Origin of the sequence: Leeuwenhoekiella marinoflava DSM 3653, assembly GCF_900129005.1 — a bacterium.
Lineage (GTDB): Bacteria > Bacteroidota > Bacteroidia > Flavobacteriales > Flavobacteriaceae > Leeuwenhoekiella > Leeuwenhoekiella marinoflava.
The window spans coordinates 1-13279 of record NZ_FQUN01000004.1 but is presented as its reverse complement, the minus strand read 5'-3'; the positions used below and the strand labels follow the sequence as shown (position 1 = coordinate 13279).

At 39.7% G+C, this 13279-nt stretch carries 11 protein-coding genes; 4 read left to right on the top strand and 7 right to left on the bottom strand.

Annotated features, from left to right (window positions below; translation table 11 throughout):
* Positions 1-2 precede the first annotated feature (2 nt).
* Positions 3-2255 (top strand): S9 family peptidase, encoded by a 2253-nt coding sequence (locus tag BUB91_RS02240; protein WP_073096427.1) that lies wholly within the window; start codon positions 3-5, stop codon positions 2253-2255.
* Positions 2256-2371: 116 nt separating this feature from the next.
* On the opposite strand, the gene BUB91_RS02235 is transcribed toward BUB91_RS02240, so the two are convergent.
* The 5 genes from BUB91_RS02235 to bcp all read right to left on the bottom strand — a co-directional run bounded on the left by BUB91_RS02235 (position 2372) and on the right by bcp (position 7627).
* A complete protein-coding gene (locus tag BUB91_RS02235) occupies positions 2372-2878 on the bottom strand; it encodes a hypothetical protein (RefSeq protein ID WP_073096425.1) in 507 nt (168 codons plus the stop codon).
* Positions 2879-2983: 105 nt separating this feature from the next.
* On the bottom strand, positions 2984-3352 hold the full coding sequence (locus BUB91_RS02230; protein WP_073096423.1) for a hypothetical protein: 369 nt from the start codon (positions 3350-3352) through the stop codon (positions 2984-2986).
* Positions 3353-3465: 113 nt separating this feature from the next.
* A complete protein-coding gene (locus BUB91_RS02225) occupies positions 3466-5304 on the bottom strand; it encodes a cytochrome c peroxidase (RefSeq protein WP_073097173.1) in 1839 nt (612 codons plus the stop codon).
* Positions 5305-5378: 74 nt separating this feature from the next.
* On the bottom strand, positions 5379-6932 hold the full coding sequence (locus tag BUB91_RS02220) for a PhoX family protein (protein WP_073096421.1): 1554 nt from the start codon (positions 6930-6932) through the stop codon (positions 5379-5381).
* A 245-nt stretch (positions 6933-7177) separates the two neighbouring features.
* Positions 7178-7627 carry a thioredoxin-dependent thiol peroxidase gene (bcp, locus tag BUB91_RS02215; RefSeq protein WP_073096419.1) on the bottom strand — a complete coding sequence of 150 codons (450 nt, stop codon included), beginning with the start codon at positions 7625-7627 and terminating at the stop codon, positions 7178-7180.
* Positions 7628-7714: 87 nt separating this feature from the next.
* Between bcp and BUB91_RS02210 the strand changes: the two genes are divergently transcribed.
* Positions 7715-8371, top strand: a complete 657-nt coding sequence (locus tag BUB91_RS02210; RefSeq protein WP_073096417.1) for an endonuclease III domain-containing protein — start codon at positions 7715-7717, stop codon at positions 8369-8371.
* 1 nt (position 8372) lies between these two features.
* Entirely contained in the window at positions 8373-8738 is a 366-nt protein-coding gene (locus BUB91_RS02205; protein WP_083557808.1) for a hypothetical protein, read from the top strand.
* Between the two features lie 59 nt (positions 8739-8797).
* Here BUB91_RS02205 and BUB91_RS20875 read toward each other — a convergent pair whose 3' ends face one another.
* The gene (locus BUB91_RS20875) at positions 8798-8944 is read right to left on the bottom strand and encodes a hypothetical protein (protein ID WP_164917811.1); all 147 of its coding nucleotides are present in this window, start codon (positions 8942-8944) and stop codon (positions 8798-8800) included.
* A 58-nt stretch (positions 8945-9002) separates the two neighbouring features.
* A complete protein-coding gene (locus tag BUB91_RS02200) occupies positions 9003-9587 on the bottom strand; it encodes an RNA polymerase sigma factor (RefSeq protein ID WP_073096415.1) in 585 nt (194 codons plus the stop codon).
* Between the two features lie 230 nt (positions 9588-9817).
* Between BUB91_RS02200 and uvrA the strand changes: the two genes are divergently transcribed.
* Positions 9818-12601: an excinuclease ABC subunit UvrA gene (gene uvrA, locus BUB91_RS02195; protein WP_073096413.1), complete on the top strand. Its 2784-nt coding sequence runs from the start codon at positions 9818-9820 to the stop codon at positions 12599-12601.
* The last annotated feature ends 678 nt before the right edge of the window (positions 12602-13279 follow it).

The following is a 13279-nucleotide window of genomic DNA, read 5'->3' as shown; positions in this document are numbered from 1 at the left end:
TCATGAGAATTTTAAAACACGTATTCGTTGTACTAGTGGCAGCCCAGATAGGGTTTACTGCTACTGCTCAGGAACAAGATCTTTCTAAACTGACTTTAGATCGCATTTACTCACCAGAATTTAATGGTGACAATGCCCGCTCCATCAGCTGGATTAACGATGGTGAGGCTTTTGTAACCATAGAGCGTACGGATTCTGGAGAGGATCAATTGATCAAATATGAAAGTAAATCTAACGATCAGGAAGTCTTTTTAAGTGCTGATGCGCTTACGCCTGCCGGAGCTAGTCAAGCTTTACGTGTAGCAGATTTCAGCCTTTCTAAGGATGAAAGCAAAGTATTGATTTTTACCAATACCAGTCGGGTATGGCGTTCTAATACAAAAGGAGATTACTGGGTTTATGATTTGGATACCAAAAAGCTGAAGCAACTGGGAACTGACCTTCCCTCCTCTTCGCTGATGTTTGCTAAGTTTTCGGATGCTAATAAAAAGGTAGCTTATGTTTCGGGCTTCAATTTATACGAAGAAGACTTCAAAACCGGCGAAGTAACGCAGCTCACCACAGACGGAACCGGCGATATCATCAACGGAACTTTTGACTGGGTTTATGAAGAAGAATTTGGGGCTCGTGATGGCTTTCGTTGGAATCCTGACGGAAAGCACATCGCGTATTGGCAACTGGATGCTTCAGAAATAGGCACCTTTTATATGATAAACAATACAGATTCGGTGTATGCTAAGCCTATTCCCTTACAGTATCCTAAAACCGGTTACGATCCGTCTTCAGCTAAAGTAGGTATTGTAAATACCGAAACTCAAAAGACCCATTGGATTGCTGTTCCGGGAGATGCCGTACAACATTACATTCCTGCGCTGCAATGGATTAATGAAGATTTGTTGTTGATTCAGCAATTAAACCGCAAGCAAAATACGCTTAAGATCTTTACCTATACGCCTTCTACAGATGTGATTAAAAACGTGTATACCGAAACTGAAGATACCTGGGTTGATCTGGATTATCCCGATGTTTCCGCCAATCAATGGGGTAAAAACGACTTGTTACTTACCGATGATCAGTCGGCTTTTTTAAGAATGACCGAGAATGACGCGTGGAGACACATTTATAAAGTGCGGCTTAAAGATGGTAAAAAGACTTTGTTGACGCCCGGGGCTTATGATGTAGCGGCTTTTTATACTGCAACAGATAAAGAAGTATTCTTTTCGGCTTCACCTGAAAGCCCTGCACAGCGCTATTTATTTAAAGCATCGCTAAGCGGAAAAGGAAAACCCCAGCGTTTGACTCCGTCAACATTTGAAGGAATCAATACCTATCAAATCGCTCCTAACGGAAAATATGCTATTCACAATCACACCGATGTGACTACACCGACTACAACGCGTTTGATTGGTTTACCGAAACACAAAACCATTAAAACCCTAATAACTAATCAAAAGCTAAAGGATAAACTATCTACCTTGGCTATGCCGGAGACTGAGTTTTTTCAAGTAGAGACCGAAGACGGTATTGTGGTTGAAGGGCGTATCACCAAACCAACAGGTTTTGATGCTTCTGAAGAATACCCGGTACTTTTTCACGTATATGGTGAGCCTTGGGGACAAATGGCTACTGATAATTTCATCGGTTTGTACGATATCTTTTTAGCGCAAAATGGGTTTGTAATTATCAATATGGACAACCGCGGTACGCCTTCTTTAAAAGGAAGCGACTGGCGTAAGTCTATCTATCGCAAAGTGGGTGTGATTAATTCTCGCGATCAGGCGATGGCGACAAAAGCTCTTTTGAAAAAATGGAGTTTCTTAGATGAAAACCGTGTGTCTGTCTGGGGCTGGAGCGGCGGGGGCTCTATGACTTTAAATCTGATGTTTCGGTATCCTGAACTTTATCAAACCGGAATGGCTGTAGCTGCTGTAGCCAATCAGCTGTTTTATGATAACATTTATCAGGAGCGTTATATGGGACTTCCACAGGAAAACAAAGAAGATTTTAGGGAAGGGTCGCCTGCAACTTATGCAAAAGATTTAGAAGGAAATCTGCTCGTTGTTCACGGAACTGGTGATGATAACGTACATTATCAGAATATGGAATACCTGGTCAACGAACTCATCAAACACAACAAACAATTTACGATGATGGCCTACCCCAACCGTTCTCACGGTATTTATGAAGGAGAAAATACCCGCAGACATTTATATACGTTACTGACTAATTATTTATTCACTCATAACGGGAAGTAAATTATTTCGAGGCATCCCGATAGCGGGACGGGATATAAAACCCTTTGGCGGTGCCAATAAAAAACCTCGGCTTCATAGAAGACCGAGGTTTTTGCCTATAAGGGGGAAAAGGCACATTAAGCAGCTACATGATGAGCTGATTTAATATGGAGTTGCTGTGCAATGGTATTTTTCCACTGTGTAGCTCGTTTGAGTTCAAAGTTTTGAGACGCATCAAAAAGCGAATCGTAAAAATTAAGTGTTACAGGAGTTCCGTTTCCTTGAGGAGTAAAGGTTAAAGCTAAATTTTCTAAAGTCGTTATCACTTTACCGTCAATACGCTTGGTTTTTGAATCTTCAAAGATGTTCACCTGACTAATTTGAGCAAGATCTATGTATTCAAAAATGAGTTTATCCTGTACAATACGACCGTACAACAAGACATTTTTAATAGTATCAATCGCTATTTGGCGACCGTTCCACGTTTCGCTTTGCGCTAAAGACAAATCATTTTTAGAGGCTTCCTCTTTAAATTTAGCATGGATCTTTTTGGTATTGCTTGATCCAAATAAGATAAAGAATATATAAGGTAGTGCTACGATTCCCACCACAAAGGCGAAAACCACAATCATGTCTATTTTCATAATAATAAGGTATTCTGTTTTTAAAAATTTAATGGATGCAGAGCATCACAAAGTCGTAGTACAAATCAACAGACTGCCTACGCGCGTTCTAAAAAAGAATGTTCTTTACGGAAATAAATGAAAAGGAAAAATAAGTACCAGACTGGTACACGACGCAGTAATCAACGCTGATTGCTCTAAATAGCTGGTATCAATCGGTGATGCAAACGTGTAATTCAGTAAGCCAGAACCGCTAAAATTACGGAAACGATCTGTCTGGTTTTGTTGCTGTTGTGCATCAACCGATACCGCTGGTTCTGCCAGCGTGAGTTGCTCTACGGCAACTGCTTTATCATTGGCGCGCTCAAAAACCGCAATATGTCTAGAACTGTCTTGCGGTAAAGAAATACTATCTGTAGCAAAACCATAAGAAGTTTGCCCTGCTCCCAAGAGCAAGAACAAAAACATAAATATGGAATAGATAACTGCTTTCATAACAGGTACAAAGTTAAAGCAGCAACCTGTTAAGTTGCTGCTAAAATTTGAACTATTTTACGCAATCACCGAGATTTAAATATTTATGAGCTTCAAACGCGCTTTAAAGAAAGCTAATATTCGGTTTCCTGAGGAACATCTGTAAGGTTTTTTAAAAAATCTATCAGAGCTGTTTGCTCGGTATCGGTTAAATCAAGATTATCAAAAGGCAGAGTTTGATGCGGTAAATCAAAGCCCAGACCACCGCCACCGCCTTTGTTGTAAAAATCGATGACTTCTTCTAAAGTTTGATACACGCCATTATGCATATACGGTGCGGTAAGCGCCACATTACGTACCGTAGGGGTTTTAAACATTCCCAATTGTATAGGCTCAGTATACATAAAATAAAAACCCAGATCATCATCAAGGTGTTTATTAGCTGCAGTCTCCGGTACTCCAATAACTTCTTTTTCAGTATCGGTAAAAAATGGGGGCACCGTTCCGCTGGTCAAGGGCATAAAGTGACAGGTCGCGCACAAAGCTTTTCCCATAAACAAGTTCATACCCAGTTTTTCAGACGCTGTGAACGTGTCTACTTCACCTCTGATATTTTTATCAAATTTAGAACTGAAACCGTTAAGCGTAGAAATATAAGCCGAAAGCGCTTTTATGGTTTCGTCATTACTCCATTTACGGCGCGTACCAAAGACTTCTTTAAAAGCCTCATAATATGTAGAATCTTTCAGAACCTCATCAGAAAATTCATGAACACTGCTGTTGAATTCCTCCTTATTGGTGAACACGCCAGAAATTTGCGCCAGTAAAGTTTCGGCTCTGCCATCCCAGAAAAAACCACGTTGAAAAATAGCATTGATCAAGGTAGGTGAATTGCGTTTTAACGGATTACCCGAGTTATTCAGATTGGTTACGAGTCCGTCTGTATAGGTCAACTTCGGATTGTGACAGGTCACGCAAGCCATATCCTTAGCCTGAGATAAATTCTTATCAAAAAACAAGCGTTTGCCCAATGCAATTTTAGCTTCGGAAGGATTGCGATTGGTAATCGCCCTGAAGTATTCAACATTAAAAGAATCTTCTTCAAAGAAGGTGGGGGCATCAAAATTGAAGGGCTTATGCAACACCGGCTCCCCTAAACCGGAAGCTTTGCGAATGGCGACCCAACTACGCATTACCGGGTTAAAATACTCCCTAAGAAAAGTATAACGGTCAAAAGTTTCAAAATTAGGATTATCACCTATAAAATTGATCGCTTCAGTCACTTGCTTTTGTAATTTTTTATCAAGAGCTGCATCCTTAGATTGCACCAGTTCCTGAACACTCAAACCGTAAACAGTTATCAAATTTTGTAAAGAAGCCTTAGTTTCCTCTAATCCCAAACCGCTAACGGGCGTATCAAAACCGGTAATTCCAAAACTTACCATACGCATCAACTGCTGGTGTGTAGCAATAAAAAAACGTTGTTCATTAAGGTCGCGTTTCTCGATAGCGTCGTGCAATACCTGAACAAGACCGCGAGTCAGTTCAACTTCCCGTTTAAAGTTATTTTCAGATACACCACCTTCATAAATAGATTCTTCAATCTTCTGAAGCCCAATGGGCAACAATACGCGCTGGGTATCATCGGTCAAGCGTGGCAAAGCCGGGCCGTTTGCCTGATGTCCTACTTCGGGTTTGAGGTAGGAAGCATACGGCTCTGCTTCTTTAAACGCTTTACGGGCTTCTATAAAATAGATTTTAGCAGCTTCTGATGAGACTGATGAGGTATTCAGGCTATCTAAATAAGCTAAAGTTTTTTTGCTGTTTTCTAAATAAAAATCTTGTACTGCTGTCCAATCTACCCGTGCTACCAATTCATCGCTCTGCGTTGTTTTTTCTTCATTTTTACAAGCAGAAAACATAACCGACACCAGTGTAACTGTCAGCATCAGTATTTTTAAAGGTATTTTCATTATCTCTAAATTTGATTTCATAGAAAAAACCCCCGTCAAAAAACGGAGGTTTTTAAATATTGTTCATCTAAAACTTATCTTGGTAAGCCCTGTAATAAAACAATTTGTCCACCTTGATTATCCTCATAAGTACCATCTGTAAAGGTATGTCCATCACGACCTCTGAAGCTATCATCTCTCCAATAGTGAGGCTGAAGATTGAGGATAAATGTACCCGGTTGTCCTACTTTATCCGAGATATCAATCAACGCACCATACTCGCCACTTAATCCTGTACCGTTAGGAGCAAGATCCTGACGTACTACAAACTCCAAAACAACGCTGGTGTTGTTTCCATTTAAATCAGATTGATAGATGTAAGCTGAATGCCCCCTGCTGAATGAGTTAGGGTCTTCCTGTGTATAAATAAAGTTTTCAGTCACACAGATGTTATCAGGGCTCTGCAATACCGAAACATTACCATCCTCATTGTTAGTATTGGTGTTTCCGCTAATTACTTGCGTTAATTGACCTTCAAGCGGATTGTTTTCATCCAACTCTAATTTGTAAACGGTTCCCCAGTTGTTGTAGTTTCCTTCAGGTCCTCTACCGGTAACTGCAAAATATACGTTGCGATTATTTGCAGCAGAGCCTTTTTGATAATCTACATCTTCAACACGCATAAAACCAGATGCCTGAACCGCTACGCAAGCGTCTTCCATTTCATCTTTTGTCATATCCTTTCCGTTAGGAATTTCTACAAATTCAACGGCATATGTTTCCTGAAAATCCAGATCGCTTTCGTTATAAATTTCGCCGGCTGTTACTTCTGTTTTCCCACCTGTATTGTCGCTAATTTCTTTAAAACGCAACACGTAGATCTTACCATTATCTAAGTCCGCATCCCCATTCTCAGAAAGGTACATCGTCACCTGACCTTCAGAAACATCTGAATCATCATCTCCACCAATGATAACTGTCTTTCCTGAGTAAGCATCTTTAGGTAGCGGCACTGCGTTTTCCCAAGAGAATTCGCCTAAAGCATCCAGGCCAAAATCTGCACCTGGAGTTGGGATCATATAAGGATCAATTCCTTTTACATCGTAATTTATGCTTTCTGAAGCTGAAAGAAACAGATCCTGTGAACCGCCGTGAATTGCAGCTTCCCACATGGTACCGCTACATTGGCGCGCGTAGTCTCCCACACTTGAATTCAATAACCACTCGCCGCTTATAGGTTTTAAATCTTTATCGAGCATAATACGAGAAACAGCATAGGTATCTTCGGCATTTACAACATATATATAACCATCACTATCTGGATCTTTTAAAAATCCGGCACCGTCCTGAGCACCTATTAATTTAAAGTCGTTGCTTAGCGTATCAGAAGAACTGATTATTGAATACGCATTAACATAATTAAACTGCGGCATCATCGCTACTAGTGGAGCTAAGTTAGATTTGTTTGAGAACATTCCCGGGTCTGGAGTGAAATCTTCACCATCCTCACCGTCAATGCCGTCGGTTCCGTCCTCACCGTCAATTCCGTCGATACCATCCATACCGTCTTCTACATCACAAGCAAGAAATACAACACTTACCGATGCAAGCATCATAAGGTTAAAAAGAAGTTTTTTAAGTGTAGTCATTTTTAAATAAAGTTTGATTTTTAGTTTGAAACAAATCTATCATTAGGACTCTTGAGGGAGGTTAATTTCGCATCGTGGTTGAATTAATTTTAAATCAATTAAACGTTAAAAAAGTTACCGCAACTTTACTATTTAAACCTGTTCTAAGGATTTGTGTTAAGCGGGCACAAATTGATTTTAGAATACTGAAAAAAAAAGACTGCTTAATTAGCAGCCTCTTCAATTCTTATTTATGTAGGTAATTGCTATTCTAAGATCTGCGCAGCGTGATCTTTTGTTTTTACTTTTCCGATGACACGGGTTACGGTGCCGTTTTCTACAATAAAGGTAGTACGGTGAATTCCGTCGTATTCTTTCCCCATAAATTTTTTAGGTCCCCAAACACCAAAAGCGTTGATCACCGTTTTATCTTCATCTGCCAATAACGGAAATGGGAACTCATATTTAGTTTTAAAATTACGCTGGCGTTTTTCAGAATCTGCACTTACTCCCAGCAGTTCGTACCCTGCAGCTTGCAACGCTTTATAATGATCTCTCAGGTTACACGCTTCTGCCGTACAGCCCGGTGTAGAAGCCTTAGGATAAAAGAACACCACAACTTTTTTAGTTGCATAATCACTCCATTTTACTTCGTTACCGTCCTGATCTGTTGTAGTAAATTCAGGTACTTGATCTCCTTCTTTAAGCATGTTCATATCGGTTTATTTTTATTATTCTTATTATTACTTTAATTATAGTGAAGCAATTGCTTCTTTTGCATTCAGACCCTAAAATTACAGATAATGACTAAAGCCGATAAGGTAACCTTTGTTATAGATACGTTAAAGCGTTTGTATCCACAAATTCCCATTCCGTTAGATCATAAAGATCCATATACATTGCTCATCGCTGTTTTGATGAGTGCGCAAAGTACCGATGTCAAGGTGAATCAAATCACACCATTATTATTTGAAGTTGCCGACAACCCATATGATATGATAAAGCTTTCTGTGGAAGAAATACGGGAGATCATCAAACCGGTGGGCTTGTCACCGATGAAAGCAAAAGGTATATACGGACTCTCACATATTTTAATTGATAAGTATAACGGAAGGGTTCCTGAAAGTATTGAAGAACTGGAGCAGTTACCGGCGGTAGGCCATAAAACGGCAAGTGTTGTTGTAGCGCAGGCCTTTAATATACCGGCATTTCCGGTAGATACGCACATTCACCGATTGATGTATCGCTGGAATTTAACCAATGGTAAAAACGTAGTTCAAACCGAAAAAGATGCCAAGCGTCTTTTTCCTAAAGACCTTTGGAACGAACTCCACCTGCAAATCATTTGGTACGGACGGCAATACAGTCCGGCCCGCGGATGGGATCTCCATAAAGATATCATCACCGCAACCATAGGTCGCAAAAGTGTTTTAAAAGAATATTATAAGGGGAAGAAATAGGGTGAAAACTATAAAAATTAATAGAGACAGTGTTGCTGCAGGAGATGATATAGATTCCCATTTACAAGAGATCACAATTCAATCCAATTGGAAAATATCAGATATCATCAAACACATTATTCTTAACAACTACCTCCCCTTAATAAACGGTGGCAAAGCAACTTGGAGTGTAGCTATTGAAAATCCTATAGCTATTCTCACTCAAGAAACGAAATTCAAACCCAAATTGATTTGCATGCCAGAATATCCATATTCGGGCGAAACCTATGAAGTAAATATTGAACAAATTCATTTTAACTATCACGCTCAAGATGACCCTGAAAATGTATATAAAGTTTTAAGTCGTTTTAAATTGCCTCGGTCTTAAAAAATGATCTTAAGAACCTTAAATCAAAAATCCCCGCTAAATAACGGGGATTTTCAGTTTTAATTGAGAAGGTTCTCAAACTTTCCAAATTTGGTATTCATAACACTTAAAGCCTTAGAATAATTTAAAATGCGGTTAACCGTCTCTTTAGAAGGTTGTAAGTTTTTATCGTGATCACACGATTTCTTAGAGTAAATGTTTTCCATCAAATGACGTTTGGTTATTAGTCTACCTATAACGTACACTTTTTGGATTTAGTTTACTTCAATTTGTTAAAATTATATTGTTTTTCTCAATCACCTTTCTCAGGTTGATCAATGCATAACGCATACGTCCCAGAGCGGTGTTGATACTCACATCGGTACGCTCTGCTATTTCTTTAAAACTCATATCTTTATAGATACGCATCACCAAAACATCGCGTTGATCTTCAGGTAATTCTTCAATAAGTTTACGCACGTCTTCTTCTACCTGATCTTTAATAATGCGCTTTTCGGCATTTAAATCGGGATCTCCTAAAACAGAAAATATGTTAAAGTCGCCGGTGTTGTCAAACTTCGGCATGCGTTTGTTCTTTCTAAAATAATCAATTACCAGGTTGTGAGCAATACGCATCACCCAGGGTAAAAACTTTCCTTCTTCGTTATATCCGCCGCGTTTTAACGTGCGAATTACTTTGATAAAGGTATCCTGAAAAATGTCTTCAGTTACATCACGGTCATAGACCTTAGAGTAAATAAAACTATATATACGTTGCTGATGCCTTGATATTAAAACAGAAAGTGCCGCTTCATCGCCCTGTATGTAGTTGCTGACCAGAGCTGCGTCAGTTATTAACATATCTTCCATAAAATTACTTTTGTAGGTTAAGTTGATCCTTTAAGGACCGGTCAAAGTTTTAAAAAGTAATTTTCAGATATAGGCGTTTCGCTTATTTGTTAATAGTGAACCAAATATAACAACTTTCATTCCAAATAAACAACACCCGTTCTACAATTTTAACATTAACAGGACGTTGGGCAAATCTTTGATGGGTTATCCATACTATAAATTATCTTTGCATACCTATACCTATTGCTATGATCATTGACGTTTCTAAAGCGGACCCTAAACAGAATATCATCATTAAAGGGGCTAAGCTTCATAATTTAAAAAATATAAATACCATAATACCGCGTAATAAACTGGTTGTGATTACCGGTTTATCGGGTTCGGGTAAGTCCAGTCTTGCATTTGACACGCTTTATGCAGAAGGACAGCGCCGCTATGTGGAGAGTTTATCTTCGTATGCGCGCCAGTTCTTAGGGCGTTTAAACAAACCCAAGGTTGACTATATAAAAGGTATTGCACCTGCTATTGCCATTGAGCAAAAGGTAAACAGTACCAACCCGCGTTCTACTGTAGGGACTTCTACAGAGATTTACGATTACCTGAAATTGCTTTTTGCTCGTGTCGGGAGAACTTACTCTCCTATTTCTGGCGACGAAGTCAAAAAAGATACGGTAACTGATGTTGTTGAATATGTACGCGCTTTTGAGGAGCGCAGTAAATTGCTGTTGCTGGCTCCGTTTATTCTAGAAGAAGGCCGAAAGATTGAAGAAAAGCTGAATATCCTGAAGCAACAAGGTTATGCGCGTATTAAAGTAAATGACGATGTGGTGCGTATTGAAGAAACCGGAAGCATCAAAAAGACTGACAATCTCTTTCTGGTTGTTGACCGAATCATTAAAAAAGACGAGGAAGATTTTTACAACCGGCTCGCTGATGCAGTACAAACAGCATTTTTTGAAGGCAAGGGCGAAGCTTATGTAGAAGATCTTGCCACCAATAAACAACGTCATTTTAGCAACAGTTTTGAATTGGATGGAATAAGCTTTCTCGAACCTAATGTACACTTATTCAGTTTCAACAACCCGTATGGTGCCTGCCCTACTTGTGAGGGCTATGGTGATGTGATTGGTATTGATGAGGATCTGGTGATTCCTAACACGGCGCTTTCGGTTTATGAGAATGCTATTTTTCCATGGCGTGGGGATAGTATGAGTTATTATAGAGACCAACTCGTGAATAATGCCTATAAGTTTGATTTCCCTATTCATAAACCGTATTTCGAACTTTCCGAAGCTCAAAAGGACTTGATTTGGAAAGGAAACAAACATTTTGAAGGCTTGAATTCGTTTTTTGAGTTTTTAGAATCTAAAGCCTATAAAATCCAAAATAGGGTGATGCTTTCGCGCTATCGCGGAAAAACCCGTTGTAAAACATGTGGGGGTAAACGCCTGCGAAAAGAAGCTAACTACGTCAAGATTGGTGGTGCGACCATAACAGATTTAGTGGGCTTACCACTTAACAAAGTAGCTGATTTCTTCAAGCAACTAAAACTAAGCGAACACGACACCAAAATCGCAAAACGCCTGTTGACGGAGATTGAAAGCAGATTAGAATTCCTTTCAAAAGTTGGTTTGAATTACCTGACTTTAAATCGAAAATCCAATACCCTTTCCGGGGGTGAATCGCAACGTATCAACCTGGCCACTTCTTTGGGAAGTAGTCTGGTGGGCTCTATGTATATCTTAGATGAACCCAGTATAGGTTTGCATCCTAAAGATACCGAGCGTCTGATTGAGGTACTTAAAAACCTACGCGATCTGGGGAATACGGTGATTGTGGTAGAACACGATGAAGATATTATGAAGGCAGCCGATGAGATCATTGATATTGGTCCGGAAGCCGGGACTTTTGGTGGTGATGTGGTTGCTGTGGGTACTTACGATGAGATCCTTAAAAGTAACTCCCTAACTGCAAAATACCTCAACGGAGAGATGGAGATCAAAGTCCCTGAAACCCGACGAACTTCTAAGTATTATGTGGATATCATCGGGGCTCGGGAGAATAATTTGAAGAATATAGATGTTCGTTTTCCATTAGGTGTTTTTGTAGCGGTAACCGGAGTTTCCGGTAGTGGTAAAAGTACGCTGGTTAAAAAGCTCTTATATCCGTCTATGCTTAAAGAAACAGGCGGTTATGGGGAGAAAGTGGGTCAAATGACCGGCATTGAAGGCAACTTTGACAACATCAATCACATAGAATTTGTAGATCAGAATCCTATAGGGCGTTCTTCGCGTTCCAATCCGGTGACCTATATTAAAGCTTATGACGACATCCGTTCGTTATATGCGGGACAGAAACTCAGTAAGATCCGTAATTTTCAAACCAAGCATTTCTCGTTTAATGTAGATGGTGGACGTTGTGAAAACTGTAAAGGAGAAGGCGAAGTGACCATCGAAATGCAGTTTATGGCTGATGTACATTTAGAGTGTGAAGTCTGTAAAGGAAAGCGTTTCAAAAAAGAAGTACTCGAAGTTACTTTTGAAGGCAAGAATATAGACGACATGCTCAACCTAACCATAGATGATGCGATAACATTCTTTAAAGAACACAAACAAGATAAAATAACGCGCAAGCTCAAACCCTTACAAGATGTAGGTCTGGGCTATGTAACACTGGGACAAAGCTCCTCTACGCTTTCGGGCGGAGAAGCACAGCGTATCAAACTGGCCTCGTTTTTAGTAAAAGGTACCACCAAAGAAAAGAACCTGTTCATTTTTGACGAACCTACAACCGGTTTGCATTTTCACGATATTCAGAAGTTGCTGACTTCTTTTCAGGCCTTGATTAAAAAAGGACATTCTATTTTAGTAGTAGAACACAATCTGGATCTGATCAAATGTGCAGACCACGTGATTGATTTAGGTTTGGAAGGTGGCGAAAATGGCGGGCACCTTATTGCTTCCGGTACTCCAGAAGAAGTCGCTAAAAATAAAAAGTCCTATACCGCGCAGTATTTAAAAGAGAAACTTTGATTGTTATTGGTTATTCATTATTTAAAAGCGGTAACCTTTGATTGCTGAGTATTGCGACGCCAGGAGCAGTGAACCGAAGTAACCTTCGGCCTTTCTCCTCCCCTGCGCTTCGGGAGAGAAGGGAGCTTTAGTATAAGTTTAAAACAAGGTTTATTAAAACTCCAGTACTGCCCTATCAGGAGGTTCTCTTATAATTTGCATGCAGCGCAGCGAGCAATAAATTTAGAGAACCTCCTATAAGCCTAGACTTTTTTGGTTCTTTTTTGGGCAATGCAAAAAAGAAAAAAGCTTATTGAACCCTAAAAAAGCTATTCATGTATGCTATTGCTAACTCCACATCGCTATCGCTCCGCTCCTTCGTAACTTCCTATGTTTATTCCGAATCAAAAGATATTAATTGGCTTACCCCCTTCCAATTTGTTAAAGCGTCATGCTGAACGTGTTTTGAATCTCACGAGGGATGCTGTCAGGAATCAAACTCCCTTCTCTATGGGAGAAGGGTTGGGGATGAGGATTTTGGTTCTTTTTTGGGCGATGCAAAAAAGAAAAAAGCTTATTGAATACTAAAAAAGCTATTCATGTATGCTATTGCCTGCTCCACGTCGCTATCACTCCGCTCCTTCGTAACTTCCTATGTTTATTCCGAACCAAAAGATATTAATTGGCTTACCCCCTTCC

Bases quoted from the DNA above. Each gene is read 5' to 3' on its own strand.
- BUB91_RS02240 (WP_073096427.1), top strand. From the start codon at position 3: ATGAGAATTTTAAAACACGTATTCGTTGTACTAGTGGCAGCCCAGATA.
- BUB91_RS02235 (WP_073096425.1), bottom strand. From the start codon at position 2,878: ATGAAAATAGACATGATTGTGGTTTTCGCCTTTGTGGTGGGAATCGTA.
- BUB91_RS02230 (WP_073096423.1), bottom strand. From the start codon at position 3,352: ATGAAAGCAGTTATCTATTCCATATTTATGTTTTTGTTCTTGCTCTTG.
- BUB91_RS02225 (WP_073097173.1), bottom strand. From the start codon at position 5,304: ATGAAAATACCTTTAAAAATACTGATGCTGACAGTTACACTGGTGTCG.
- BUB91_RS02220 (WP_073096421.1), bottom strand. From the start codon at position 6,932: ATGACTACACTTAAAAAACTTCTTTTTAACCTTATGATGCTTGCATCG.
- bcp (WP_073096419.1), bottom strand. From the start codon at position 7,627: ATGAACATGCTTAAAGAAGGAGATCAAGTACCTGAATTTACTACAACA.
- BUB91_RS02210 (WP_073096417.1), top strand. From the start codon at position 7,715: ATGACTAAAGCCGATAAGGTAACCTTTGTTATAGATACGTTAAAGCGT.
- BUB91_RS20875 (WP_164917811.1), bottom strand. From the start codon at position 8,944: ATGGAAAACATTTACTCTAAGAAATCGTGTGATCACGATAAAAACTTA.
- BUB91_RS02200 (WP_073096415.1), bottom strand. From the start codon at position 9,587: ATGGAAGATATGTTAATAACTGACGCAGCTCTGGTCAGCAACTACATA.
- uvrA (WP_073096413.1), top strand. From the start codon at position 9,818: ATGATCATTGACGTTTCTAAAGCGGACCCTAAACAGAATATCATCATT.